Raw genomic sequence first — 23,087 nt, forward strand, 5'->3', positions numbered from 1 at the left:
GGTCAATTGCCGAACGGATTCTTGGGCGCGCGCAGCGTGAGGCGCACCGGCACCGCGCCGAAGCCCAGATCGCGGCGGATGCCATTGACCAGATAGCGCTGATAGCTCTCGGGCAGCTGATCGACGCGAGTGCCGAACAGCACGAAGCCCGGCGGGCGCGTCTTGGCCTGCGTCAGATAGCGCAGCTTGATGCGCTTGCCGCCGGGCGCGGGCGGTGGATTGGCCTCGACCGCGCGTTCGAACCAGCGGTTGAGCTCGCCGGTCGACACCCGCCGCGACCATGCCTCGCGCACCTCGAACGCGGCCGCCAGCAACTGATCGATGCCCTTCCCCGTCACCGCCGACACCGTCAGCAGCGGCACGCCGCGGATTTGCGCCAGCCCTTCGTCGAGCGCCGCGCGCACGCCGTTGAACAGCTTCGAGGCATCTTCGGCCACGTCCCATTTGTTCATCGCGATGACGAGCGCGCGGCCTTCCTGCAGCACGCGGTCAGCGATCTTCAGGTCCTGCACTTCCAGCCCGCGCGTCGCATCGAGCAGCAGGACCACGACCTCGGCGAAATCGATCGCGTGGAGCGCGTCGGCGACCGACAATTTCTCGAGCTTGTCCTGAACATTGGCGCGCTTGCGCATGCCGGCGGTGTCGATCAGCCGCACCTTGCGCGGCCCCGAGGCAGGATCGTCCCAGATCCAGTCGACCGCAATCGAATCGCGCGTGATGCCGGCTTCGGGGCCAGTGATCATGCGGTCTTCGCCGAGAATGCGATTGACCAGCGTAGACTTACCCGCATTTGGCCGCCCGACGATCGCGAGCTTGAGCGGCGCGGCAGGATCATCGAGGTCGACTTCCTCCTCGGCCTCGGCCTTGCCGTCGAGGTGGGGGAACAGCGCTTCGAACAGGTCGCCCATGCCTTCGCCATGTTCGGCCGAGAGCTGCACCGGATCGCCGAAGCCGAGCGCGAGCGAATCGAGCACGCCCGCCTCACCCGCGCGCCCCTCGGCCTTGTTGGCGACGAGCACCACAGGCGTGGTCGATCCGCGCAACCAGCGCGCGATCTCTTCATCGAGCGGCACGATGCCGGCGCGTGCGTCGATCATGAACAGCGCGACGTCGGCCATCTTCAGCGCCGCTTCGGTCTGCTGCCGCATCCGGCCAGGGAGCGTCTGTGCGTCCTCATCCTCGTAACCGGCGGTGTCGACGACCCGGAAATCGAGGCCGATCAGAGTCGCATCGCCTTCGCGTCGATCGCGGGTGACGCCGGGGCGATCGTCGACCAGCGCCAGCTTCTTGCCGACGAGCCGGTTGAACAGCGTCGATTTGCCGACATTGGGACGACCGATAATCGCGACGACGGGAAGATGTGCCATCGCCGCCTCCTAGGCCGAAAGGCCGGTCACTGCCAGCGTCTCAGCGATAGGCCGTAATCTTGCCCTTGCTGTCGAGCACGTAGAGGATGTTGTTGGCAACGATCGGGGGCAGCGAAAACGGCGCGGCGCCTTTGATCTTGCTGCCGACTTCGCCGTTCGACGCCTTGACCGACAGAATTTCGCCGCGCGAGTTGACGACGATCAGTCGCCCGCTCGCCAGCACCGGCCCCGACCAATAAATCGGATTGGTGCGCTTCTTCTTGTTCTTGAAGCCGCCGATGTCGGTGATCCAGCGAACTTTGCCATTGGCACGCGACAGGCAGAGCATGCGGCCGTCGTCGGTCGACACGAACAGCCATTCGCCCGCGATCCACGGCGTCGAAATGCCGGCGATGTTGAGTTCCCACAGCCGCCGCCCGGTGGTGATTTCAAGCGCGACCATGCGCCCGCCTTCGCCGATCGCATAGGCACGGTCCTGATCGATCACCGGCGAGGCATCGATGTCGGCGATGCTCGACACCGACGTCGACGCGCTGGTGCGCGACAGCGTGTCGGACCAAAGCGTGCGGCCGTTTTCGTAGCGATAGGCGTTGAGTTCGCCCGACGAGAAGCCCGCGACCACCGTGCCGCGGCCGGTAGCCGGTGCCGCGACGCCGAACACACCCTGCGACTCAAGCGTGCCGGTCTGGCTCCACTGCACCGAGCCATCCGCCTGCGATAGCGCGAACAGCTGGTTATCCTGGCTCAACACATAGACGGCACCGTTCGACACCGTCGGGGCGCCGCGCAGCGGGCCGCCCGGCTTCACGCGCCACAGCAGCGCGCCGTCGCTGGCCGACAGCGCGACGACGTCGCCAAGGCCGTCGGTTGCGAACAGCTTGCCGTCATCAAAGCTGACGCCGCCGCCGAAGCGAGCTTCGCGGTTCTTCTTGTCGGCAAAGATCGGCACGCTCCACAGCTTGCGCCCCGTGTCGGCGGCGAACGCCGTCACCATCGCGCCGACATCGACCACAAACAGCTTGCCGTCGGCAACGACCGGCGCCGCGCCCAGCCGCAGCTTCGGTGTGCCGCCGCGGATACGCGCACTCCACAGCCGGGTCGGGTTGGCCGCCAGCGTGACATGCCCCATCGATTTCGACGCGTCGCCGCCGGGCTGCGCCCAGTTGATATTGGTTTCGGCGGGCGGCAGCAGCACGTCGACCTGCGCCATCGCCGGATCAGCCTCGGCCCCGTTTTCGGACACGAGGATCGGCACGCGGTCGCCCAGGGTCGGCGTCTTTTTCGGTCCCTTGAACGTCCCGCAGGCGCCGAGCGCGAGCAGCGCGGTCAGCGCGACCGAAAGCGTCAGTCTGTTCTTCATTGCGGCTTCGTTTCCTTGCTGGTCGCGACGGCGGCCACGTCGAGCGTGCCGGCCATCTGCACCGCGCGTGTGCGCAGCGTTTCAGGCTGCTTTTCATCGTCGGCGACAGCCTTGAGCAGCTTGGCTGCCTCGGCGCGGCGGTTGGTCTGGAGATAGGCCATCGCGACCAGTTCGCCGGCGCTGCCGAACCAGGGATTCCCCTTGACCGCGAGTGGCTTCAGTCGCGTGATCACCGTGTCGGGCTTCAGCGTATCGAATTCGGCCGTCGTCTGACGGATCAATGCAAGATCGCGGAACGCGGGCGACAGGCCCTGATCATTGGCAATCGCGCCGAATATGCGCGCAGCCGCCTTCAGATCGTTCTTCTGCAGCGCAATGTCGCCCTGCACGAAGCGCGCGCTGGCGGCATAGCCGTCGCTCGACGAGGCCGCGAGTTCGGCCAGCGGCTTTTCCGCCGCCTTCACATCGCCCCGGCCAAGCGTTTCGAACACGGTCGACAGCTTGACACCCAGCGCGCCCGCCGTTTGCTCCCGGTTGTTCTGCCAGATCAGATAACCGCCGAACACGGCCAGCCCGACCACGACTGCGCCGATCAACAGGCGACCATAGCGCTGCCACAACCGGACTGCTTGTTCGCGCCGCAATTCTTCATCGACTTCGCGCAGGAATGCTTGGTTGGTTTGCGGCGTAACGGCCAAGTTCAATTCCCCTTGGGTCTGGAAAGGCGCGGACCTTAGCGGCGCGGCGCGCGATGCGAAAGTGCCTCAATCCTTGGGCGCGTAAGTCTGTTCCGGTCCGGGAAAGGCACGGGAACGCACCTCGTCCGCATAGGTTTGAACCGCGGCGGAAATACGGCCAGCGAGATCGTCATAGCGCTTCACGAAACGGGGCGTGCGATCGAACATGCCAAGCATGTCGTCGATCACCAGCACTTGCCCGTCGCACTGCGCCGACGCGCCGATGCCGATCGTTGGGCAATCGAGCGTGCGCGTCGCCTCGACCGCAATCGGTTCGACCACGCCTTCGATGACGATGCCGAACGCGCCCGCCTGATCGATCGCGCGCGCATCGTCGAGGATTTTGGCCGCCTCAGCCTGGGTTCGGCCACGCGCACCGTAGCCGCCAAGCACATTCACTGCCTGCGGCGTCAGCCCGACATGTCCCATCACGGGAATGCCTCGCTCGACGAGGAAGCGCACCGTCGGCGCCATCGCCTGCCCACCTTCGAGCTTTACCGCCGCCGCGCCGGTTTCCTTCATCAGATAGGCGGCGCTTTCGAACGCGACTTCAGGCGAGGTTTCGTAGCTGCCGAACGGCATGTCGATCACCACGACTGCGTGATAGCTGCCGCGCACCACCGCCGCGCCATGCGCCGCCATCATCTCGAGCGTGACCGGCAGCGTCGAGGGCAGGCCATAGATCACTTGCCCCAGGCTGTCGCCGACGAGCAGCAAGTCGCAATGCGGATCGAGCAGCTGCGCCATCCGCACCGTGTAAGCGGTCAGCATCACCAGCGGCTCAGCACCCTTACGCGCGCGGATCGCGGGGATGGTCAGCCGCTTCATCGGCGCAGGCGTCGGCGTCGCGCGGCTGGTGGCGGTATCGATGGTGTAGGTCGTCGACATGGGCGTAGCGCTAGCGCGAGACGGCCGTCGCCGCCAGCGTAGACGTCAGTCGAGTTCATCTGTCTTGACTCAATGTCAGTTTTATATAACATTGAGTCAAGAATGGTTACCATTTAAGGAGCACACATGGCCTTTCGGGAAAAAATCCATTGGGTTGCCTTCGCAAGCCTTGCCGCCGCATTTGGCTGGTATTTTCTGGCTTACCCCTGGTCGATCGTCGACCGCCCGGCCGGCGTCGCCGCGGTCGCAGGCATGTTGGTGCCTGTAACCATTGTGATTATCGGATCAATGTCTATCGCAGCCGCTGCACTGGCCATCCGCGCGCCACGCGAAGCTCATCTTAAAGAAGATGAGCGCGAGCAGATCATTCACCTCAAAGGCACCCATGCAGCTTATTACCCGCTCGTCTTGGGAGCGTGGGCAAATTTATTCTCGATCTTTCACCATTTCAGTTCGGCAATGCAGCTCAATATACTTATAGCTACTGTTGTAATTGCAGAGCTTGTCCGCGTCGGTGCCCAGCTTTATTACTACCGGCGCGGCTATTGAGTGATGGCTTTGCCCTTCACCAATAATATCAGGACCTTGCGCTTCCTCGCGGGCGAAATGACGCAGGCTGAACTTGGCGAGGCGATCGGCGTCACCCGCCAGACGATCGCGGCGATCGAAGCGGGCAAATATTCGCCCTCGCTGGAGGCTGCGTTCCGGATCGCGGCCGTATTCGGCAAGCCGCTGGACGAGGTCTTCCAGTGGCGGGTGCCCGAGGACTAGCGCAGCCAGCCGCGCCCCGTTGCGAGCCGGGCGAACCAGAGCTGGACCACACCCATCGCGATGATGAAGACCGGGAAGCCTGCTGCGACCAGCAAACCCTTCACGGCGATCAGATCGGTCGCGCCGAGCGTGTAGCCGAACTGCACGATCACGCTGACCAGCGAAACGAGGAACAGCAGCCTTGCGTGCGCCGAACGCGCCAGCAACAGCACCCCGCCCAGCGCGCCCGACAAAACGGCGATGGCATAGACAGCATTGAGCCACATCGGCATCGAGGTCAGTAGCTGGCGATCATAGTCGGGCAGCGCGGCGATCCCGGCGCTGTCGAGCACCTGGCTGTAGAAGGCGAACAGTCCCATGCACGCCCACAGGAACAGGACCACGCTGACGATCCAGAACCATAGCGGCGGTTTGCCGAATTGTGCGCTCATTGCGATCCCCTCCCCCCTTGATCCGCGTCGATGCTGCGCGCGAATCGTCGACGGCACAAGATCAGGCGTGGAGCGCGGCCTTGGCACGGATCTGCAGCCAGCGCGCCAGCCCGTTCGATTCGGCCATCAACGCGAGTTCGTCGCCGCTCGCCTGGCCGAAATTGACGATTTCGACCATCCGCGTGAACACCAGCCCCGGATGCGGACGCTCGACCAGCGCCACGCTATCGCCGGCCTGCAGCACGCCCTCCTCGATCGTGCGATAATACCAGCCCGACCGCCCCGAGCGGACCATCGCCTTGGGCATCGTCGCATCCTCGAAACGGAGCGCGAATTTGAAACAGGGCTGGCGCGGCTGGCAGACCTGCAGCCGGGCGCTGCCGATCGCGTGGATGTCGCCGATGCAAAGATCGGCCTCGGTGATGCCCGCGATCGTCAGATTTTCACCGAACACGCCGGGCGTCAGCCGCGCGGCGTGTCCCGGGCGCTCGCTGGCCCATACCGGATAGTGATCGGCCGAATAGGCATAGACGGCCTTGTCGGGGCCGCCGTGCACCGTCAGGTCGGCGGTCTCGTCACCGACCAACTGATGACCGCGCAGCTCGACGGGGCCGTCGACCGGATGCTTGACGATGCCGCTTGGGACGGCGTCGGGACCGATCGGCGCGATCTTGCCGATCTGCAGCGATTGAAGCGTGGCGATCACGGTCATGGAGATGCTCCCGACGAAGGGTCAGGCGACCTTAACGCCCTTCCAGAAGGCGAAATAGCCCTTGATGTTGTCGGCGGCCGATTTCGGCTCGGGATAGTACCACACCGCATCGGCATTGCGCGCGTCGCCGACCACGATCGTCTTGTAGCTGGCCACACCCTTCCACGGGCAGGTCGAATGGGTGCCGCTATCTTCCAGCAGCGCCGTGTTGACGGCGTCGGGCGGGAAATAGTGATTGCCCTCGACGACAATCGTCTTGTCCGATTGGGCGATGACCGTGTCGTTCCAGGTCGCGGTTACCATGGCGATGCTCCGTTGTTGCGCCCGCGATATGGGGGCCGCGCGCTCCGGCGCCAGAGGCTCAGGCGAGCTTGGCACCATATTCGTCGGGCTTGAAACCCAGCAGCAGCGCATCGCCGGCCTCGAGCACCGGGCGCTTGATCAGCGTCGGGTTGGCCAGCATCAGCGCGATCGCCTTGGCTTCGTCCAGATCGGCCTTGTCGGCATCGGGCAGGTTGCGAAAGCTCGGCCCGCTCCGGTTGAGCAGCTTTTCCCAGCCGAGCACGTCGGCCCAGCCGCGCAGCCGGGCTTCGTCGATGCCCTCGGCGCGGTAATCGTGGAAGCGGTGGGCGATGCCATGCGCGTCGAGCCACGCGCGCGCCTTGCGAACGGTGTCGCAGGTCTTGATGCCATAGATCGTCGTCATGCCCGCTTCCCTAGCCCGAGCGGGCGCAAGAGGGAATGGCAGGCGCGTCACCGCCGCAGAGGCGATTCTCGCTGTCGGGATGCCGCGCGGCTAGCCTCGCTAGCCTGCGGCAATCCGGACAATCAGGCGGGGCTCAGATCGGCCCCGCTGGTGACAGCGCCATGCGATGCCGAGCCGACGCTGCGCGCATATTTGGCATAGACGCCGATGACGTCGCGCTGGCGCCTGGGCTCGGGCTGGGGCCGCGCGGCAAGATCGGCGTCGGTTTCGAGCACGCGTGCCTCGACGTCGATCCGCACCCGGTCACCGGTCGCGAGACGCGCGATCGGGCCGCCGCGTGCAGCCTCGGGGCTGATATGCCCGACCATGAAGCCATAGGTCGCGCCGGAGAATCGCCCGTCGGTGACGAGCGCGACGCTGTCGCCCAGCCCCCGCCCCTGGATCGCCGCCGTCACCGCCAGCATCTCGCGCATGCCGGGCCCGCCCACCGGCCCTTCGCCGCGAATGACGACGACATCGCCCGCCACGATCTCGCCCGCTTCGAGCGCGGCAAAGGTCGCTTCCTCGCCGTCATACACTTTGGCGGGACCTTCGAAGCTCAGCCGCTCATGCCCCGCCAGCTTCACCACGCAGCCTTCGGGGGCGAGATTGCCGTAGAGAATGCCATAGCCGCCGCGCGCCTTGATCGGCGCGTCGGCGGTGACGATCACTTGCTGGCCCGGCGTCTCGTGGGCGTCGGCGAAAGTCTCGAACAAGGTCGCGCCAGTGACGGTCGGCGCGTCGGTGATCAGCCCCGCTTCCATCAGCCGCCGCCCGAGCAGCCGCGTGCCGCCTGCCGCGCTCATGTCGGGCGCCATGAAGCGACCACCGGGCTTGAGATCGGCGATCACTGGCGTGGTGCGCGACAGCGAATCGAACAGGTCGAGCCCGAACTCGTCGGCGCCGATCCCGGCCTCGCGCGCGATCGCGAGCAGATGGAGGATCAGATTGGTCGAACCCGCCGTCGCGGTGCCCGCCACCGCGGCATTCCGCAAGCTGGTCGGCGTGATTAACTTGCGGGCATTGCGCCCCGCGCGCACTGCCCCCACCAGCACCCGCCCCGCCTCGGCCGCTGTCGCGCCCTTGTCGGGATGCGTCGCGGGAACATCGTTGAGGCCCATCGGCGACAGCCCGAGAAAACTCATCGCCAGCGCCATCGTGTTGGCGGTGAACTGCCCGCCGCACGCCCCTGCGCCGGGGCACGCCGCTACCTCCACCGCCTTAAGCCCGGCATCGTCGAGCGTGCCTGCGCCATGCGCGCCGACGGCTTCGAACACATCCTGAATCGTGATCGCCTTGTCGCCGATGTGCCCCGGCATGATCGACCCGCCGTAAAGAATGACGCTCGGCAGATCGAGGCGCGCCGCCGCGATCGCCGCCGCCGGGATCGTCTTGTCGCAGCCGACGAGGAACACCACCCCGTCGAGCATGTGCCCGCGCACCGCGAGCTCGGCCGAATCGGCGATCGTCTCGCGACTCATCAGGCTCGCGCGCATCCCCGGCGTCCCCATCGAAATGCCGTCGGTGACGACGATCGTGTTGAAGTCGACTGCCGTCCCGCCCGCTTCCTCGATCCCGCGCCGCACATCATCGGCCAGCCCGCGCAGATGCATGTTGCACGGCGTGACCGTCGACCAGCTGTTGACGATCGCCAGCATCGGCTTGGCCATCGCCGCATCGTCGAAGCCGGCGGCGCGCAGCATGGCGCGGGCGGGCGCGCGCGCGGCGCCGGTCACCAGATCGCGCGACGGCAAGTGATTATCGGGCATATGTGCAGTGTTCCCCATCGCTATCGGCATTGGCGTCTAGCGCGACCGATCGCTTGACGATATAAAAAATCGCGTACAAGCGCTATTTGGTTGTAATGTTACGCGCAACACCCCCCGCGTCCCCGCCGGGACCGGGGGTTTTTGCTGCGATTGAAGGAAGACGCATGAAGATCGTTCTGCTCCCCGGCGATGGCATCGGCCCCGAAGTGACGCGCGAGGCGCGGTTGTGCCTTGAGATGATCGGCAATGCGTGCGGCCATGATTTCGTGTTCGAGGAACGCTCGATCGGCGGCCTCGCCATCGATCGCCACGGCAAGCCGCTGCCCGCCGCGACGATCGGCGCCTGTGTCGAGGCCGACGCCATCCTGCTCGGGGCGGTCGGCGGTCCGGCGTGGGACAGCGCCAAGCAGCGCCCCGAAATGGGGTTGCTCGAACTGCGTGCGGTGCTCGATCTCTATGCCAATCTGCGCCCGGCGCGCGTGATTCCGGGCCTCGAGCATCTCTCGCCGCTGCGCCCCGAGATCGCCGCCGGTGCCGATGTGCTGGTCGTGCGCGAACTGACCGGCGGCAGCTATTTCGGCGAAAAGAAATTGAACGACAGCGAGGCGAGCGACCTGTGCAGCTATAGCCGGGTCGAAGTCGAGCGGATCGCGCATGTCGCGTTCAAGGCCGCGCGCGGGCGGCAAAAGCGTGTGACCTCGGTCGACAAGGCCAATGTGCTGGCGACGTCGAAACTCTGGCGCCGCACTGTCGAAGATGTCGCCCGCGATTACCCCGATGTTGCGCTCGATCACATGTACGTCGATTCGGCGGCAATGGCGCTGGTGATGAACCCCCGCCGCTTCGACGTGCTGCTGACCGAAAACATGTTCGGCGACATCTTGTCCGACGAAATGTCGGTGATCGCCGGGTCGATCGGGCTGCTGGCGTCGGCCAGCGTGGGCGACGGCGGGCCGGGCCTGTTCGAGCCGATCCATGGCTCCGCACCCGACATCGCTGGCAAGGACCGCGCCAACCCCTGCGGCGCGATTGCGAGCGCGGCGATGCTGCTCGAGGACGGCCTTGGCCTTGCCGCCGAAGCGGCGATGCTGCGCGCGGCCCTTGACGATGCGCTGCACGGCTCGGTGCTGACCCGGGACCTTGGCGGCGATGCGAGCTGCTCGGCGATGGGCGCCGAAATCCGGCGCCTGCTTGACGCGCGGCTCGGCGCGCGCGACGCGCATGTCGACCTGATGTCGAGCAATCGAGGTTTTTGAAAATGGTGCCGCGTACCCTCTATGAGAAAATCTGGGATGCGCATGTCGTCGCGCGCCAGGCCGATGGCACTTGCCTGATCTATATCGACCGGCATCTGGTTCACGAAGTCACGTCGCCCCAGGCTTTCGAGGGGTTGCGCGCGGCCGGGCGCCGTGTGCGGCGGCCCGACCTGACGCTCGCGGTGCCCGATCATAATGTGCCGACAACGCGGCGCACCGATACCGACGGCAATCGCCTGCCCGTCAGCGATCCGCAGAGCGCGGCGCAGCTCGCCGCGCTCGACGCCAATGCCCGCGATTTCGGGGTGCGCTACATCCCCGATGGCGCGGCAGCGCAAGGCATCGTTCATGTCGTCGGCCCTGAACAGGGCTTCACGCTGCCCGGCACCACCGTCGTCTGCGGCGACAGCCATACGGCGGCGCATGGTGCCTTGGGCGCGCTTGCTTTCGGGATCGGCACCAGCGAAGTCGAGCATGTGCTGGCGACGCAGACGCTACGGCTGACGCCCGCCAAGACGATGGAAGTCCGCGTCGACGGCGCGCTTGGCTTCGGCGTGTCGGCGAAGGACCTGATCCTTGCGATCATCGGCCGCATCGGGGCGGCGGGCGGCAACGGCCATGTCATCGAATATCGCGGGCAGGCGATCCGCGCGCTCAGCATGGAAGGGCGGCTGACGGTCGCCAACATGTCGATCGAGGCGGGCGCGCGATCAGGGCTGATCGCGCCTGACGAAACCACCTTCGCCTATCTGAAGGGTCGCCCGATGGCCCCCGTCGGCGACGACTGGGACCGCGCGGTCGCGTGGTGGGAGACGCTCGCGACCGACGAGGGCGCGCGCTTCGACAAGAGCGTGGCGATCGACGCCGCCACGATCGCCCCCACCGTCACCTGGGGGACGAGCCCGGAGGATACCGCCCCGATCGACGGCGTCATTCCCGATCCCGCCAGCTTCGCCGATCCCGCCAAGCGCGACGCGGCCACGCGCTCGCTGGCCTATATGGGCCTCAGCGCGGGCACGCGCTTGCGCGACGTCGCGATCGAGCATGTCTTCATCGGTAGCTGCACCAACAGCCGGATCGAGGATCTGCGCGCCGCCGCCGCCGTGGTGGGCAGTCGGCGGGTGCATTCGCGCATCAAGCAGGCGCTGGTCGTCCCCGGCTCGCGCCTCGTCAAGCATCAGGCCGAGGCCGAAGGGCTCGACCGCATCTTTACCGAAGCGGGCTTCGAATGGCGCGAGCCGGGTTGTTCGATGTGCCTGTCGATGAACCCCGACCGCGTGCCGCCCGGCGAGCGCTGCGCCTCGACCTCGAACCGCAATTTTCAGGGCCGCCAGGGGCCGGGCGGCACGCGGTCGGGGTTCATCGACAGGCACATCGAACAACCCGGCTGGCCGATGTGCGCGAGTTGATGGCATGAGCGGCGTCACCAGGATCACGGGCCGCGCCTGCCCGCTCGGCCTCGCCAATGTCGACACCGACATGATCATTGCCGCCGATCATTTGAAGACCACAGTGCGCAGCGGGCTTGGCGAGCACGCCTTCGCGGCCCTGCGCGCGCAGGGATCGGTGATCGGCGACCCCGCTTATGCCGGTGCGCCGATCCTGATCGCGGGCGCCAACTTCGGCTGCGGGTCGAGCCGCGAGCATGCCGTCTGGGCGATGATGGATCGCGGCATCCGCGCGGTGATCGCGCCGAGCTATTCGGACATTTTCGGCGGCAATGCCTTCAAGAACGGGCTGGTCGCCGTCGAATTGCCGCAGGCCGCGATCGACCAGCTGATGGTCGGTGCGGCCGATTCCGAAATCACGATCGATCTCGAATCGATGACGGTGACGCGCGGCAATCTCGCGTTCGACTTCAGCCTTGATCCGTTCCGGCGGCAATGCCTGATGGAAGGGCTCGACGAAATCGCGATCACCTTGCGCGACGACCCCGCGATCGCTGCCTATGAAGCCAGGGCGCCCGCGCTCGGCTGGTCGATGGGGTCCGCCTTCACTGGCTGAGCCAGCTGCGCCTGGATCAAGGCACGGACATCGACGCGCGCCTTGAGCCGGTTTGCGAGCAGATAGACGCCGGCGATCTTGCGCTGGAGGAACAGCGCATCGACTGGCGGGATGTGCCAGTTGGCGCGGTCGGCGGCGATCTCCAGCCCCTCGGCGCGCATGGCATTGGCTGCCTCGACCTGACCGAAATCGAACACGCCTTCGCGGCGAAACAGGTCGAGGGCGTGACCGATAATGGCGTCGATCGACTTGCGGTGCCGCTCGACCGCGCGCTCGGAAAACAGCCCGAGCGCGATCATCGCGTCGCGCGCGGCATCGGCGTCGTCGGCAAGGGCGGCTTCGAACAGCCGCCGATAGCCATCGACGACTGTTTGCGGGAATGCCCGGGTCGCGCCGAAATCGAGCAGGATCAGCCGCCCGCTCGCGCGGTCATAGCGATAGTTCGCAAAATTGGGATCGGTCTGCATCAGCCGGAATTCGAACAATTCGCGCAAGGTGAGCGTGCTGAGCAGCAGCATCACCCGGTCGCGCTCGTCCTGCCCGGCGCGGGCAAGCGCCTCGACCGGCATGCCATGGATATAGTCCATCGCCAGAATCTCGGGACCGCTCAGGTCGGCATGGAAGCCCGGCACGCGATAGTCGGGCGCATCGGCGAGCAGCCGGGCGAAAGTGCTAAGGCAAGCGCCCTCGCGCGCATAATCGGCTTCCTCGTGCAACTGGCGCTTCGCTTCGACCAGCAGCGGCGCGATGTCGAGCGACTTGGGCAAGAGGTTCGACAGCCGCAGCAAGGTCGCGACATTGTCGACATCGCTGTCGATGCTGCGTGCGACGCCGGGATATTGGATCTTCACCGCCAGATCGCGCCCGTCGCGCGTGCGTGCGCGGTGAACCTGGCCGATCGACGCGGCGGCGAACGGGCGCGGCGTGAACGACTGGAACTTCGCCTGCCAATCGCGGCCCCAGCGCTGCGTCAACACCGTCTGCAACTGGCGCTCGGGCATGTGCTGTGCGTCCGATCGCAGCCGCGCGAGGATTTCGGCAAGCTCCGGCGGCAGCATTTCGCCCGCGTCCATCGACACGAGCTGGCCGAGCTTCATTGCCGCGCCGCGCAACTGGGCGAGCTGGTCGGTGACTTTGGCAGCATTGGCGGGTGTCAGCAGCAGGTCACTCATCGACGGGCGCTTGCCGGCTGCGAGCTGGCGCGCGCCGTCTATCGCCATGCCACCAGCGATGTTGGTCGCCAGCCCGCCGAACCGCGCGAGGCGCGACAGCCGCCCGCTCGGCACGCGCACGCCCTTGGATTGCGGTCGGTCGGCGGTCATCGGCGTTCCTGTGTTGTGAGCATATCGCATGTGGGAGCGTTTGCGCGCCCGACAATACCGCCCTTGGGAACCAACCCCCTGACAAGCACCGGCGTTGGCGCCATAGCTTGGGCATGAGCAGTCTGACGGTCTGGTACGATGGCGCCTGCCCGCTGTGCACGCGCGAGATTGCGCTGATGCGGCGGCTCGACCGGCGCGGGAGGATCGATTTCGTCGATGTCGCCGGCGCCGTCGGGGATGGGGGCGCCTGCCCGATCGACCGGGCGACGCTGCTCGCGCGATTCCATGCGCGCGAGGATGGCGTGCTGCTATCGGGCGCGGCGGCCTTTGCCGCGATGTGGCGAGCGATCCCGCTGCTGCGCCCGCTCGGGCTCGCGGCGCGCAACCGGTGGATGTTGGCGGCGCTCGAATGGCTCTACCTGCGGTTTCTCACCGTCCGCCCTTCCCTGCAAAGGCTGGCGCGATGAGCGTGCGGCGCGATCCCGTCGGCCCGGGGCAGGAAAGCGTGTGGGACTATCCGCGCCCGCCACGCGCCGAGCGCACCGATCGCCACTTGCTGATCCGCCACGGCGGCGCGACCGTCGCCGAGACGCGCCGCGCGATCCGTACGCTCGAGACCAGCCATCCGCCGACCTATTATTTTCCGCCCGAGGATGTCGACCAGTCGCTGCTGCGCGCTGCCACCGGCACGAGCTTTTGCGAATGGAAGGGCCATGCCCGCTATGTCGATGTGATGATCGGCGACGACGTGCTGCCGGGTGTCGGCTGGTTCTACCCGAAGCCGACGCCGGGCTTCGCGCTGCTCGCGAACCACGTCGCCTTTTATGCGGCACCCTTCGACGAAGTGCTGGTCGATGATGTCCAAGTGAAGCCGCAGCCGGGCGGATTTTACGGCGGCTGGATCACGCCCGACCTCGCGGGGCCGTTCAAGGGCGTCCCCGGCAGCCGTTTCTGGTAGGCAGCGCGCGTCGGTTCCCAACCTCTCACCGTTCGCCCTGAGCTTGTCGAAGGGCCGTTCTTCTTTCTCCACTGGCTCGCAAGAAAGAAGGACAGTGCTTCGACAAGCTCAGCACGAACGGGTTGAGTGGACTTCCTTCAGGATCAGAATTGCAGTACCGCTCACCCCGCCGCGCGACTGGCGATCGGGTGGAGCACCACCGGGAAACGCGGCCGACGTCCCGCCGCCTCGCCTGGGCATCCTACCGACCGATGGAGCCCCGCCATGACCGATTTCAGCCCGATCCGCGTTGCCTTCCTGCTGTTTCCGAACGTCACCCAGCTCGACCTCACCGGCCCGGCGCAAGTGCTGTCGCGACTCGGCAATGTGTCGGTCGATCTCGTCGCGAAGACGCGCGAGCCGGTGCCGACCGACGCCGGTTTCGCGCTGCTGCCGACCGCGACCTTTGCCGATGCCGCGATGCCCGACATCTTGTGCGTCCCCGGCGGCTTCGGCGTCAACGACGCGATCGACGATGCCGCGACGCTCGGCTGGGTGCGCGACGCCGCCGCTGGCGCGCAGTGGGTGACGAGCGTGTGCACCGGATCGCTGATCCTCGGCGCAGCGGGGCTGCTCCGGGGGTATCGCGCGACGACGCACTGGGCGCAGCACCACCATCTCGCAAGCTTCGGCGCGATTCCGGTCCACGAGCGGGTGGTGTTCGACCGCAACCGCGTGACAGGCGGCGGCGTGACGGCAGGGATCGATTTCGCGCTGGCGCTCACCGCAGCAATTCGCGGCGAGGCGCATGCGCGGCTGGTGCAATTGAGCCTTGAATATGATCCCGCCCCGCCGTTCGACAGCGGCTCGCCCGAACGCGCGGATGCCGAGACGCTCACGCGCTATCAGGCGCTGGCAGCCAAGGGTGCGCCGGGGCGGGATGCGCGCACGCAAGCGGCAGCGGCGCGACTGGCTGACGGGTAAACTCCCCCCCCCCCGTTCGTGTCGAGCGCGGTCGAGGAGAGCGGAGCGAGCAGCACCAGGCGCGTCGCTTGTGGCCTGTTTCTCGACTTCGCTCGAAACGAACGGGTCGGGAGACAAGCGGATTGGTCAGGCCCGCTTCGCCCCGCGCAGCCGGTGCCAGACGAACCACACCACCGCTGCCACCAGCAGCACGCCGATCAGCGCGTCCGCCGAATGGAACGCGGCTTTCACGCGCGGATCGTTGTCCCATTTCTCGCCCAGCACCATGCCGAGCCATGCGAGGCCAAAGCACCACGGCCATGAGCCCACGAAAGTGTAAATGTGGAACGGCACCAGCGGCATCCGCGCGACGCCCGCCGGAAAGGCGATGAACGATCGGATCGCCGGCAGCAGCCGCCCGATCAGCACCGCCATGTTGCCGAAGCGTGCAAAGAAGCGGTCGGCCGCCTCGATCTCGCCCTCGCCGATCAGCAGCCATTTGCCATAGCGCAGCAGCAGTGGCCGCCCGCCGCGCTTGCCGACTTCATAAGCGACGATCGACCCCAGATTGCAGCCGATCGCGCCTGCGGTCGCCGCCAGATAGAGGTTCATCTGGCCCTTGTAGACCAGATACCCCGCAAACGGCATGATGATCTCGGACGGCAGCGGGATGCACGCACTTTCGATCGCCATCAGCACGGCAATGCCGACATAGCCCCCCGAGCTGATCACCCAGATGGTGAAGCCCGCCAATACCGCCAGAATTTTCTCAACCATGGCCGCGGCGCATGCGCGATTGCGACGCGCTTGGAAAGAGGAAACGCGCCTCAGGCGCTGGCGCGGGACCGCCGCGCCGCTGTCAGCGCCCCAGCGAGCGCCAGTGCCAGCATAAGATAGACGGTCAGCCCCGCCCAGGGCGTCCACCCCCAGAATTCGCTCGGCAAGTCGCGGAAGCGACCTGCGGGCCAATCCTCGGCGAGGATCGGGCGCCACAGCGGGAAGCGATACGTATCGGGCGCGACGATCTCGGTCGCGGCAATCGCCAGGTTGATCGCGATCGACACGCCGAGCAGCGCGGCTGCTGCGATCCGCGCCCGCGCGCGCTCGAGTGTCGCCCATAGCGGCGCAAGCGCGAGCGCGAGCATCGGAATCGCCGGCACCGAATGGCGCGGCCCGGTCGAAAAACCCCCGTCCCAATAGACATAGGCGGCATTCACGAGCAGCACGACCGCGATCACCGCCGTCAGCATCAGCGCAAACGCCCGGTCGATCCGCGCCAGCCGCAGCAGACCAATTGGCGCCAGCGCCAATACCGGCGCGACCCAGATCAGCCCACGCCGCAAACCGAAGACAATTTCATAAAGCACTGCCGACTTTGGCGTGGTCAGACCGAACAGCCCCTGCTGCATCCCTTCGAAGCCGACCACGCCCTGATAACCGAGCCGGAACAGCGTGCCGAACGCGAGCAGATTATACCCGATCAGCGCCGCGGCCGCCGTCAGCCCGCCTGCGACTGCCCAGATCGCCAGCCGCATTGGCTGTGGCTGCCCGCGCAACCGCCACAGCGCCCACAGGCCGATGACACTGCCGCCCAGCACCGCCTGATATTCGATCACGACGGCCCAGCCGAGTGCCGCGCCAGCGATCAACGCGTGGCGGGCCGATGGCGCGGCGGCAGTCGCGCGCCACCCGGACCAAATCGCGATCGTCCACAGCGCGGCGACGGGCGCATGGCCGAACAAGGTGGTCGACCAGCCCCACACCGGCGTGCCGAGCGCATAGGCAAGAGCGGCGAACAGCGCGGCATCGTCGCTGCCGGTCAGGTCGCGCGCGAGCGACCAGAGTGCGACTGCTGCCAGTGCCGTCAACAGCGCGGTCACGAAAATCGTCGCCAGCCGCAGTCTCAGCCGCAAATAGCGCGACAGATCGGGCGCCTCGATCCGCTTTTCGAGCAAGCGCGCGCCTTCGCCGGTCGCAACGAACGCGCCCGCCACCACCGGCGTCGCGAGCAAGGTCATCCCCGGCGCTTTGTCGAGATAGGTATGCGGGCCGAACTGTGCCTTGTCGATCGTGAGCGCTGCGAACTCGTCGATCGTCGCATCGCCCTGTTCGGCAAGCGAAATCGCCGCGAACAGCCGGGTCGAGTTATTGGGATTGAACTCCCACGATCCGAACCAGCCGCACGACAGCCAGACCAGCGCGAACAGCAGCGCGGGAACGGCCCGGCGGTCGGCAAGCCAGCCCATGCCTCAGCCGAACAGCCACTGGCCGAGCAGGCGGTTGAACGGGAAGGTGAAGAAACCGGCGATCAGCAGCGCACCGAACACCATCGCCCGCACCGACCGGCGATGCTGCTTGATCTTGTGCGTGCGCGCCGACCACCAGATCAACGGCGCCTGAATCAGCACCCATGCCGACAGGATATGAATGATGCTGAAGCCGCCGTGATTGGCGTTGCGGATCAACAGGCTGTCGAGCGCAGTCGCGATCATCGCCGCGACCCAGAGGGTGCCGAGCAGTCGGTGCGGCCTGTCGCCCCGGCGACGCAGCAGCATCACCGGCGTCAGCGCAAGCGCCAGCGTCATTGTCGCAAGATGGACCCAAAGTACGATCGGCACGCGCGGCCACGACGGATAGCCGCGCAGGATCGCGGCCAGCACGAAGCCGAGCAGCATGACGGCGCCAAGCGCCAGCAGCCGTTCGAACAAGTCGGCAGCAAGCGACGGAGGCGGCGCTGGCCGGGTCGCTCGCGCCGATGCCGTCGTGCTCCCCAACGCCACCTGCCTATTGCGGCGTGTTGGCGGCTTCGGCTTCCTTGCGCGCCTTGTTGTCACCGCGCGCGCGCCGGAATTGCTGGACGATGCAGCCGCTATTGTTGGCGCCGACCGGCGCACAACTACCGATGCCAGTCGCCCCCGTTTCCAGGATGTCCTGAGATCGGTTGGCCCAGCTCTGATATTCGGGCTTGATCGATTCGGGCCGGATTTCCTTGGGAATGCGGAATTGTTCGCCGGCCGGGCGGCGCACGCACACGACGATTTCATTGCCGTTCGCATCGGTCGGGCACTTGGCGCGCTCGCCATAAAGGAACAGGACGCCGTTTACCGGCGCCTCGCGCGTACCTGATGTCGCGGTGGTCGCGGTCTGGGTGGGCTGGGAAGGCGCCGGGGTCTTGGGCGTATAAATCGTCGGCGGCGGCAGCGTCGACGGTCCGCTCTGCGTCTGCGCGGCAGCGGCGCCGGGGAGCGCGATCGCCACAGCGATTGCGAATGATGTCATCGGCTTCAGCATCGCATGTCTCCTGCGCCCCGTTGGGGCATCAATGCTACACTCGTTTGGCAGTTGCAATTGCCACGCGGCAGCCAAGGCGAATCGCCGCACTCAATAACGGGTAGGCGGGCGCATTTTCGGCACCGGCGGCAAAGGCCGCATCGCGGTGCTCGACTTCGTCGGCCTGAAAATCGGCAATCGCGTGCGCCAGCTCGGGATCGCTGTCGCCCAGCGCTTCGAGCTGCTCGCTGTAATGGCGGTCGATTTCGGTTTCGACCGCCGCCGTGCACGCCATCGCCGCTTCGGGGCCGAGTGCTGCCGTGACCGCGCCGAGTGCAAAGCCTGCGACGTTCCAGACCGGCTGCAGCAATGTCGGCCGCACGCCGCGCTGCGCCATCATCGCGTCGAAGAAAGCGCGGTGGCGCTCTTCCTGATTGGCCATGCCGGCAACCGCACGCGCCGTCTCACCACGATCGCCGAGCACCGCGAGCTGGCCAGCGTAGATGCGCGTCGCGCCATATTCGCCCGCCTGATCGACGCGGATCATCGCGTCGGTCCGCCGCCGCGCGTCGCCGGGCTTCCACCTGCTCATGCCTTGCTCCCTCGTGTCAGCAGCGCCAAGATGGTGGCGCCGCCTGCCAGCGAGAAGAGCGCGTTAAAGCCGGCGAGCGAAATACCGAACAAGGTCCATTGCGGCGCGTCGCAGCGCACGATCGGCGCATTCATGATCCGCGCGAGAATTTCATCGGGCGTGCCCCCGGCGCCACGCATGGTCGAGCTGCACGGCGTGATGCCCTGCCACCAGTGATATTCGACCCCGGCATGAAACACGCCGATTGCACCGCTCGTCAATATGGCGAGCGCGGCGAGCGCGACCAGCACGCGCGCGGTCCCCTGGTTCGGCACCATGAACGCCACCAGCGCGATAAAGATGGCGGTGTAATGCGGCCAGCGCTGCCAGTGACACATCTCGCACGGGAAGAGCCCGCCGAGATATTGCGAACCGAGCGCGCCTGCCATCAACGCGCCGGGCACGACCAAGGCCAGCGCGCGCGCGGCGGTGAAATTGCGGGCGGCCACCGTTACTTCTTCGGCGCGGGCGCCGGGGTCGGCTCTTCGAGCTTGGGCAACGGGGTGCCGAGCCGCGCGATCGTCGCGACCTGCGTCGGCCCGCCGAGCCGCGCGATCGTCTGCAGCGCGTAATAGAGCTGGTAATCGTCGATGTTCTTCGCCTTCAGCGCCTCGGGCGTCGCCGCCAGCCGTGAATCGGGCTTGGTGTCTTCCTCCAGCACCTTGTTGTCGACCTTCGCCTCGTTGATCAGGTGGCGGCGGAGATCGTCTTCACGGAACACGGGCCGAGTCTTGTAATCGGGATCGCTGAGGTTGGGCACCACGACATCGGGGTCGATCCCGCCTTCCTGCACCGACCGACCCGAGGGCGTGAAATAACGCGCCGTGGTCAGCCGGACCTCGCTGGTCGGGCCAAGCTTGAGCAGCGACTGTACCGATCCCTTGCCGAAGCTGCGCTCGCCGATGATCAGGCCGCGATGCTGGTCCTGCAACGCGCCTGCGACGATTTCGGACGCCGACGCAGTGCCGGCGTTGACGAGTACGACGATCGGCAGCCCCTTGGTGTCGTCGCCCGCGCGGGCATAGTAACGCTGGATGTCGGTCTTCTCGCGGCCGCGCTGCGACACAATCTCGCCGTGATCCAGAAATGCATCGGACACCGCCACCGCTTCGTTCAGCAGCCCGCCGCCATTATCGCGCAGATCGACGACATAGCCGATCGGATCATGCCCCAGCTTCTTGCGGATCTGGGCAATCGCGTCGCGCGTGTAATCGCCGGTGTGTTCCGAAAATGTATTGATGTTGATGATGCCGATGTCGCCCTTGACGTCCCATTTGACGGGCTTCTGGATGATCAGTTCGCGGGTCAGCGACACCTCAATGGGCTTCTCCGCCCCGCGGCGCACCAGCCGCAGGCTGATCTTGGTGCCAGGCTTGCCGCGCATCTGGCTGATCGCTTCATCCAGCGTCAGGCCATAGAGCAGCTTGCCGTTGATGTGCGTGATATAGTCGCCCGACTTGATCCCTGCGCGCCATGCGGGCGTGTCTTCCTGCGGGGTGATGACCTTGACCGCACCGTCCTCGGACGTCACCGACAAGCCGAGGCCGCCATAGTTGCCCTCGGTCTGGATGCGCAGATTTTCGTAATCGGCGCCGTCCTCATAGGAGCTGTGCGGATCGAGCGCCGACAGCATGCCCTGGATCGCGCCCTTGATCAGCACCTTGTTGTCGACCTTGTCGACATAGTTCGCCTTGACCAGATTATACACGTCCATGAGCTGGTCGAGCTCGCGATAGGCATCGCTATCGGCCTGGGCCATCGCCGAGGTCGTGACCGGCACGAGCGCAAGGGCGGAGACGATGGCCGTGGCGTGAAGCAGCTGGCGGGGCATCGAACGGATCATGGGAACGCAGCACTTTCTTGAGATCGAACGCCGCTAGTCTAGCGGCTATTCGCGCGCTTTCAACGATCCTTCAGCCAAGCAGCCGCGCAATGTCGATCGCGCGGTCGCGGCGGCGCAGCTCGACGGTGACGCGCGCGGCATCGCCAGCGACGGCGTGGCCGATCGGCGCGCCCTGCACGACCGTGTCGCCTGCGCGGACGCTGGTGTCGGCAAGCTCGGCGACCAGCGAGGTCCAGCCGCCGCCATGATCGAGAATGACGACCACGCCATAGCCGCGGAACCGGCGCGCATAGACCACCCGCCCGGCCGCCGGGGCAATCACCTGCGCGCCTCCCGCCGCAGCGATCGTCAGCCCGCGCGAGCGTACGCCGGAATCGGACAATTCGCCAAGACCGGTCAGCAGCTTGCCGGTGACTGGCAAGCGATAGGCAGGGACTGGCGCCGGCCCAGCCGCGGCGTCGGCCGGGGGTGCCGCTTCGCCGGGCCGGAGCGGGCGCGGCAGCGGTGCGGGCAGGCTTTCGAGTTCAGCGCGCAGACTGGCGCCGTCGCTCGCGCGCGCCATCAGGTCGACGAGGTCGCGCGCGCGTTCGCCCAGCGCAATCGCGCGATCCGATTCGAACAGCGCGTCGCGCCCCAGTGCGCGCGACTTCAGCCGATGTTCGGCTTCGAGCCGCGCGAGCGCGAGCCGTTGCGCCTCGAGCGCGGCGCGCCCGTCAGCAAGGCTCTTGACGGCGAGCCGCTGGCCCTCCTCCAGCCGCCGCGTGCGTTCGAGCTGCCCGCGCAGCGCCGCGGTACGCGCCCGCACCACCGGGCTGACCGTGGCCAGCACCGCGCGGACATGGACCAGATCGCTGACCGACCCCGGCTGGGCGAGGCTGATCACCACAGGCCGCCGCGCCAGCGATTGAAGCGCGGCGAGCAGGCGCGCGATCGGTTCCTGCTGCGCGGCGAGGCCCTTGTGCTGCCGGTCGAGCTGCGAGCGGATGAGCGCAATGCGGGCCTGCGCCGCCGCGATATCGGCTTCGGCGCGCTGGATCCGCGCAGCAACGGCGGCTTCCTGCGCCTGCGCCCGGCGCACTTCATTGCGCTCGGCCGCCGCGGCCGCCTCCAGCCTGTCGGCGCGCGCTTGTGCTGCCGCCGCCTGCGCCTTTGCGGCGGCGAGTCGATCCTGCTCCCCGGCGGCTGCAATCGGCTGCGACGCGGCGACCGCCGCGCCAATGGCCAATCCCGACAACATCAACCCGCGCCGCATGGCGCTATCCTTCGCGGTGATAGGGATGATTGGCAAGGATGCTCGTCGCACGATAAAGCTGTTCGGCGAGCATCGCGCGCGCGAGCAGATGCGGCCAGGTCGCGCGCCCGAACGACAGCAGCATGTCAGCCTCACGCCGCGCCGCATCGTCGAAGCCATCGGCAGCGCCGATCATGAACCGCGCCTCGCGCACGCCATCATCGCGCCAGCGCCCAAGCCGGTCCGCAAAGGCCCTGGACGAGAGCACCTCGCCAGTCTCGTCGAGCAGGACCAGCCGTGTCTGGCCCTCGATCGCGGGCAGTTTGCCGCCGCTATCGGGCAGCTCGGTCAGCCGGACCGGCCAGCTCAGCCGCTTGACATAGCGATCGACGAGCTCGGCCTCGGGCGAGCGCCCGATCCTGCCCCGCGCGACAATGTGGAGCAGCAAGGATCAGTGCTGGCTTGGGTCGGGCACTGCAACCGGCGCGTCGCCGAATGCCCACATCCGCTCCAGATTGTAGAAGCTGCGAACTTCGGGGCGGAACAGATGCACGATCACGTCGCCAGCATCGATCAACACCCAGTCTGCGGTCGGCAGGCCTTCAACACGGCACGACCGGCCGAGATCGCTCTTGATCTTCTCGGTCAGCTTCGACGCCATCGACGCCACCTGCCGCGTCGAGCGGCCGCTGGCGATCACCATGTGATCGGCGATGCTCGACTTGCCGGCGAGCGGGATCGAGACCGCGTCGACCGCCTGATCATCGTCGAGCGATGACAAGACGAGCTGGTGCAGCGCCTCGACGCTGTCGGCGTCGGGCGAACGATAAGCTTGCGGGGATGATGCCAA

The 23,087-nt window shown here is 66.8% G+C and carries 28 protein-coding genes and 1 riboswitch; of the genes, 8 read left to right on the forward strand and 20 right to left on the reverse strand.

Annotated features, from left to right (window positions below; all coding sequences use genetic code 11):
* Positions 1–2: 2 nt before the first annotated feature.
* The 4 genes from der to panB all read right to left on the reverse strand — a co-directional run bounded on the left by der (position 3) and on the right by panB (position 4,352).
* Complete coding sequence (der, locus tag AX672_RS05420) at positions 3–1,367, reverse strand: ribosome biogenesis GTPase Der (RefSeq protein WP_066649439.1); 1,365 nt, start codon at positions 1,365–1,367, stop codon at positions 3–5.
* Positions 1,368–1,407: 40 nt separating this feature from the next.
* Complete coding sequence (locus tag AX672_RS05425; protein WP_066649441.1) at positions 1,408–2,727, reverse strand: PQQ-like beta-propeller repeat protein; 1,320 nt, start codon at positions 2,725–2,727, stop codon at positions 1,408–1,410.
* Positions 2,724–3,425, reverse strand: coding sequence for a tetratricopeptide repeat protein (locus tag AX672_RS05430; protein WP_066649443.1), 702 nt, complete (start codon positions 3,423–3,425; stop codon positions 2,724–2,726). Before AX672_RS05430 ends, AX672_RS05425 begins: the two co-directional genes overlap by 4 nt.
* Positions 3,426–3,491: 66 nt before the next feature.
* Positions 3,492–4,352 carry a 3-methyl-2-oxobutanoate hydroxymethyltransferase gene (gene panB / locus AX672_RS05435; protein ID WP_066649445.1) on the reverse strand — a complete coding sequence of 287 codons (861 nt, stop codon included), beginning with the start codon at positions 4,350–4,352 and terminating at the stop codon, positions 3,492–3,494.
* Between the two features lie 126 nt (positions 4,353–4,478).
* Here panB and AX672_RS05440 point away from each other — a divergent pair, with 126 nt between their 5' ends.
* Together AX672_RS05440 and AX672_RS05445 are read left to right on the forward strand one after the other, a co-directional pair.
* Entirely contained in the window at positions 4,479–4,901 is a 423-nt protein-coding gene (locus tag AX672_RS05440) for a hypothetical protein (RefSeq protein WP_066649448.1), read from the forward strand.
* 3 nt (positions 4,902–4,904) lie between these two features.
* Complete coding sequence (locus tag AX672_RS05445; RefSeq protein ID WP_066649451.1) at positions 4,905–5,123, forward strand: helix-turn-helix transcriptional regulator; 219 nt, start codon at positions 4,905–4,907, stop codon at positions 5,121–5,123.
* Here AX672_RS05445 and AX672_RS05450 read toward each other — a convergent pair.
* The 5 genes from AX672_RS05450 to ilvD form a co-directional block, all read right to left on the reverse strand.
* Positions 5,120–5,554 (reverse strand): hypothetical protein, encoded by a 435-nt coding sequence (locus AX672_RS05450; RefSeq protein ID WP_066649454.1) that lies wholly within the window; start codon positions 5,552–5,554, stop codon positions 5,120–5,122. The genes AX672_RS05445 and AX672_RS05450 overlap by 4 nt on opposite strands.
* Before the next feature lie 61 nt (positions 5,555–5,615).
* The gene (locus AX672_RS05455) at positions 5,616–6,266 is read right to left on the reverse strand and encodes an MOSC domain-containing protein (RefSeq protein ID WP_066649461.1); all 651 of its coding nucleotides are present in this window, start codon (positions 6,264–6,266) and stop codon (positions 5,616–5,618) included.
* A gap of 21 nt (positions 6,267–6,287) precedes the next feature.
* Positions 6,288–6,569, reverse strand: a complete 282-nt coding sequence (locus tag AX672_RS05460) for a DUF427 domain-containing protein (RefSeq protein WP_066649463.1) — start codon at positions 6,567–6,569, stop codon at positions 6,288–6,290.
* 58 nt (positions 6,570–6,627) lie between these two features.
* On the reverse strand, positions 6,628–6,972 hold the full coding sequence (locus tag AX672_RS05465) for an ArsC family reductase (protein ID WP_066649465.1): 345 nt from the start codon (positions 6,970–6,972) through the stop codon (positions 6,628–6,630).
* A 122-nt stretch (positions 6,973–7,094) separates the two neighbouring features.
* A complete protein-coding gene (gene ilvD / locus AX672_RS05470) occupies positions 7,095–8,798 on the reverse strand; it encodes a dihydroxy-acid dehydratase (RefSeq protein ID WP_231731161.1) in 1,704 nt (567 codons plus the stop codon).
* Positions 8,799–8,944: 146 nt separating this feature from the next.
* Between ilvD and leuB the strand changes: the two genes are divergently transcribed.
* Genes leuB through leuD form a run of 3 tightly spaced genes read left to right on the forward strand, consistent with a single transcriptional unit; the run spans position 8,945 to position 12,040 of the window.
* Complete coding sequence (leuB, locus tag AX672_RS05475; RefSeq protein ID WP_066649471.1) at positions 8,945–10,036, forward strand: 3-isopropylmalate dehydrogenase; 1,092 nt, start codon at positions 8,945–8,947, stop codon at positions 10,034–10,036.
* A gap of 2 nt (positions 10,037–10,038) precedes the next feature.
* The gene (gene leuC / locus AX672_RS05480; protein ID WP_168727350.1) at positions 10,039–11,445 is read left to right on the forward strand and encodes a 3-isopropylmalate dehydratase large subunit; all 1,407 of its coding nucleotides are present in this window, start codon (positions 10,039–10,041) and stop codon (positions 11,443–11,445) included.
* A gap of 4 nt (positions 11,446–11,449) precedes the next feature.
* Complete coding sequence (gene leuD, locus AX672_RS05485; protein WP_066649473.1) at positions 11,450–12,040, forward strand: 3-isopropylmalate dehydratase small subunit; 591 nt, start codon at positions 11,450–11,452, stop codon at positions 12,038–12,040.
* Here leuD and AX672_RS05490 read toward each other — a convergent pair.
* Entirely contained in the window at positions 11,983–13,362 is a 1,380-nt protein-coding gene (locus AX672_RS05490; protein ID WP_066649545.1) for an ABC1 kinase family protein, read from the reverse strand. The two genes, leuD and AX672_RS05490, sit on opposite strands and share 58 nt — an antisense overlap.
* 113 nt (positions 13,363–13,475) lie before the next feature.
* Between AX672_RS05490 and AX672_RS05495 the strand changes: the two genes are divergently transcribed.
* The 3 genes from AX672_RS05495 to AX672_RS05505 all read left to right on the forward strand — a co-directional run bounded on the left by AX672_RS05495 (position 13,476) and on the right by AX672_RS05505 (position 15,283).
* The gene (locus AX672_RS05495; protein WP_066649475.1) at positions 13,476–13,829 is read left to right on the forward strand and encodes a thiol-disulfide oxidoreductase DCC family protein; all 354 of its coding nucleotides are present in this window, start codon (positions 13,476–13,478) and stop codon (positions 13,827–13,829) included.
* Positions 13,826–14,320 (forward strand): DUF427 domain-containing protein, encoded by a 495-nt coding sequence (locus AX672_RS05500; RefSeq protein WP_066649479.1) that lies wholly within the window; start codon positions 13,826–13,828, stop codon positions 14,318–14,320. The genes AX672_RS05495 and AX672_RS05500 overlap by 4 nt, the downstream gene beginning before the upstream one ends.
* Positions 14,321–14,483: 163 nt before the next feature.
* Positions 14,484–14,565, forward strand: a riboswitch (ZMP/ZTP riboswitch).
* A gap of 19 nt (positions 14,566–14,584) precedes the next feature.
* Entirely contained in the window at positions 14,585–15,283 is a 699-nt protein-coding gene (locus tag AX672_RS05505) for a DJ-1/PfpI family protein (RefSeq protein ID WP_066649482.1), read from the forward strand.
* 126 nt (positions 15,284–15,409) lie between these two features.
* On the opposite strand, the gene AX672_RS05510 is transcribed toward AX672_RS05505, so the two are convergent.
* The 10 genes from AX672_RS05510 to rsfS all read right to left on the reverse strand — a co-directional run bounded on the left by AX672_RS05510 (position 15,410) and on the right by rsfS (position 23,087).
* Positions 15,410–16,039 (reverse strand): DedA family protein, encoded by a 630-nt coding sequence (locus tag AX672_RS05510; RefSeq protein WP_066649488.1) that lies wholly within the window; start codon positions 16,037–16,039, stop codon positions 15,410–15,412.
* A 50-nt stretch (positions 16,040–16,089) separates the two neighbouring features.
* Positions 16,090–17,508 (reverse strand): hypothetical protein, encoded by a 1,419-nt coding sequence (locus AX672_RS05515; RefSeq protein ID WP_066649491.1) that lies wholly within the window; start codon positions 17,506–17,508, stop codon positions 16,090–16,092.
* 3 nt (positions 17,509–17,511) lie between these two features.
* A complete protein-coding gene (locus tag AX672_RS05520) occupies positions 17,512–18,036 on the reverse strand; it encodes a DUF2306 domain-containing protein (RefSeq protein ID WP_066649547.1) in 525 nt (174 codons plus the stop codon).
* 10 nt (positions 18,037–18,046) lie between these two features.
* The gene (locus tag AX672_RS05525) at positions 18,047–18,553 is read right to left on the reverse strand and encodes a hypothetical protein (protein ID WP_066649494.1); all 507 of its coding nucleotides are present in this window, start codon (positions 18,551–18,553) and stop codon (positions 18,047–18,049) included.
* Positions 18,554–18,587: 34 nt separating this feature from the next.
* The gene (locus AX672_RS05530; RefSeq protein ID WP_066649497.1) at positions 18,588–19,124 is read right to left on the reverse strand and encodes a demethoxyubiquinone hydroxylase family protein; all 537 of its coding nucleotides are present in this window, start codon (positions 19,122–19,124) and stop codon (positions 18,588–18,590) included.
* Positions 19,121–19,612, reverse strand: coding sequence for a disulfide bond formation protein B (locus AX672_RS05535; RefSeq protein WP_269454029.1), 492 nt, complete (start codon positions 19,610–19,612; stop codon positions 19,121–19,123). Before AX672_RS05535 ends, AX672_RS05530 begins: the two co-directional genes overlap by 4 nt.
* A 2-nt stretch (positions 19,613–19,614) precedes the next feature.
* Complete coding sequence (locus AX672_RS05540; protein ID WP_066649551.1) at positions 19,615–20,994, reverse strand: S41 family peptidase; 1,380 nt, start codon at positions 20,992–20,994, stop codon at positions 19,615–19,617.
* A gap of 82 nt (positions 20,995–21,076) precedes the next feature.
* The gene (locus tag AX672_RS05545) at positions 21,077–22,258 is read right to left on the reverse strand and encodes a murein hydrolase activator EnvC family protein (RefSeq protein ID WP_066649500.1); all 1,182 of its coding nucleotides are present in this window, start codon (positions 22,256–22,258) and stop codon (positions 21,077–21,079) included.
* A gap of 4 nt (positions 22,259–22,262) precedes the next feature.
* Positions 22,263–22,685: a 23S rRNA (pseudouridine(1915)-N(3))-methyltransferase RlmH gene (locus AX672_RS05550; protein WP_066649503.1), complete on the reverse strand. Its 423-nt coding sequence runs from the start codon at positions 22,683–22,685 to the stop codon at positions 22,263–22,265.
* 3 nt (positions 22,686–22,688) lie between these two features.
* A complete protein-coding gene (gene rsfS, locus AX672_RS05555; protein ID WP_066649506.1) occupies positions 22,689–23,087 on the reverse strand; it encodes a ribosome silencing factor in 399 nt (132 codons plus the stop codon).

This window comes from Sphingomonas sp. CCH10-B3, assembly GCF_001556185.1.
In the GTDB taxonomy this organism is placed as follows: domain Bacteria; phylum Pseudomonadota; class Alphaproteobacteria; order Sphingomonadales; family Sphingomonadaceae; genus Sphingomonas; species Sphingomonas aquatica.

What these genes read in the sequence shown, in the direction of transcription:
- der (WP_066649439.1), bottom strand. Translation starts at nt 1,367, where the DNA reads ATGGCACATCTTCCCGTCGTCGCGATTATCGGTCGTCCCAATGTCGGC.
- AX672_RS05425 (WP_066649441.1), bottom strand. Translation starts at nt 2,727, where the DNA reads ATGAAGAACAGACTGACGCTTTCGGTCGCGCTGACCGCGCTGCTCGCG.
- panB (WP_066649445.1), bottom strand. Translation starts at nt 4,352, where the DNA reads ATGTCGACGACCTACACCATCGATACCGCCACCAGCCGCGCGACGCCG.
- AX672_RS05440 (WP_066649448.1), top strand. Translation starts at nt 4,479, where the DNA reads ATGGCCTTTCGGGAAAAAATCCATTGGGTTGCCTTCGCAAGCCTTGCC.
- AX672_RS05445 (WP_066649451.1), top strand. Translation starts at nt 4,905, where the DNA reads ATGGCTTTGCCCTTCACCAATAATATCAGGACCTTGCGCTTCCTCGCG.
- AX672_RS05450 (WP_066649454.1), bottom strand. Translation starts at nt 5,554, where the DNA reads ATGAGCGCACAATTCGGCAAACCGCCGCTATGGTTCTGGATCGTCAGC.
- AX672_RS05455 (WP_066649461.1), bottom strand. Translation starts at nt 6,266, where the DNA reads ATGACCGTGATCGCCACGCTTCAATCGCTGCAGATCGGCAAGATCGCG.
- AX672_RS05460 (WP_066649463.1), bottom strand. Translation starts at nt 6,569, where the DNA reads ATGGTAACCGCGACCTGGAACGACACGGTCATCGCCCAATCGGACAAG.
- AX672_RS05465 (WP_066649465.1), bottom strand. Translation starts at nt 6,972, where the DNA reads ATGACGACGATCTATGGCATCAAGACCTGCGACACCGTTCGCAAGGCG.
- ilvD (WP_231731161.1), bottom strand. Translation starts at nt 8,798, where the DNA reads ATGGGGAACACTGCACATATGCCCGATAATCACTTGCCGTCGCGCGAT.
- leuB (WP_066649471.1), top strand. Translation starts at nt 8,945, where the DNA reads ATGAAGATCGTTCTGCTCCCCGGCGATGGCATCGGCCCCGAAGTGACG.
- leuC (WP_168727350.1), top strand. Translation starts at nt 10,039, where the DNA reads ATGGTGCCGCGTACCCTCTATGAGAAAATCTGGGATGCGCATGTCGTC.
- leuD (WP_066649473.1), top strand. Translation starts at nt 11,450, where the DNA reads ATGAGCGGCGTCACCAGGATCACGGGCCGCGCCTGCCCGCTCGGCCTC.
- AX672_RS05490 (WP_066649545.1), bottom strand. Translation starts at nt 13,362, where the DNA reads ATGACCGCCGACCGACCGCAATCCAAGGGCGTGCGCGTGCCGAGCGGG.
- AX672_RS05495 (WP_066649475.1), top strand. Translation starts at nt 13,476, where the DNA reads ATGAGCAGTCTGACGGTCTGGTACGATGGCGCCTGCCCGCTGTGCACG.
- AX672_RS05500 (WP_066649479.1), top strand. Translation starts at nt 13,826, where the DNA reads ATGAGCGTGCGGCGCGATCCCGTCGGCCCGGGGCAGGAAAGCGTGTGG.
- AX672_RS05505 (WP_066649482.1), top strand. Translation starts at nt 14,585, where the DNA reads ATGACCGATTTCAGCCCGATCCGCGTTGCCTTCCTGCTGTTTCCGAAC.
- AX672_RS05510 (WP_066649488.1), bottom strand. Translation starts at nt 16,039, where the DNA reads ATGGTTGAGAAAATTCTGGCGGTATTGGCGGGCTTCACCATCTGGGTG.
- AX672_RS05515 (WP_066649491.1), bottom strand. Translation starts at nt 17,508, where the DNA reads ATGGGCTGGCTTGCCGACCGCCGGGCCGTTCCCGCGCTGCTGTTCGCG.
- AX672_RS05525 (WP_066649494.1), bottom strand. Translation starts at nt 18,553, where the DNA reads ATGCTGAAGCCGATGACATCATTCGCAATCGCTGTGGCGATCGCGCTC.
- AX672_RS05530 (WP_066649497.1), bottom strand. Translation starts at nt 19,124, where the DNA reads ATGAGCAGGTGGAAGCCCGGCGACGCGCGGCGGCGGACCGACGCGATG.
- AX672_RS05540 (WP_066649551.1), bottom strand. Translation starts at nt 20,994, where the DNA reads ATGCCCCGCCAGCTGCTTCACGCCACGGCCATCGTCTCCGCCCTTGCG.
- AX672_RS05545 (WP_066649500.1), bottom strand. Translation starts at nt 22,258, where the DNA reads ATGCGGCGCGGGTTGATGTTGTCGGGATTGGCCATTGGCGCGGCGGTC.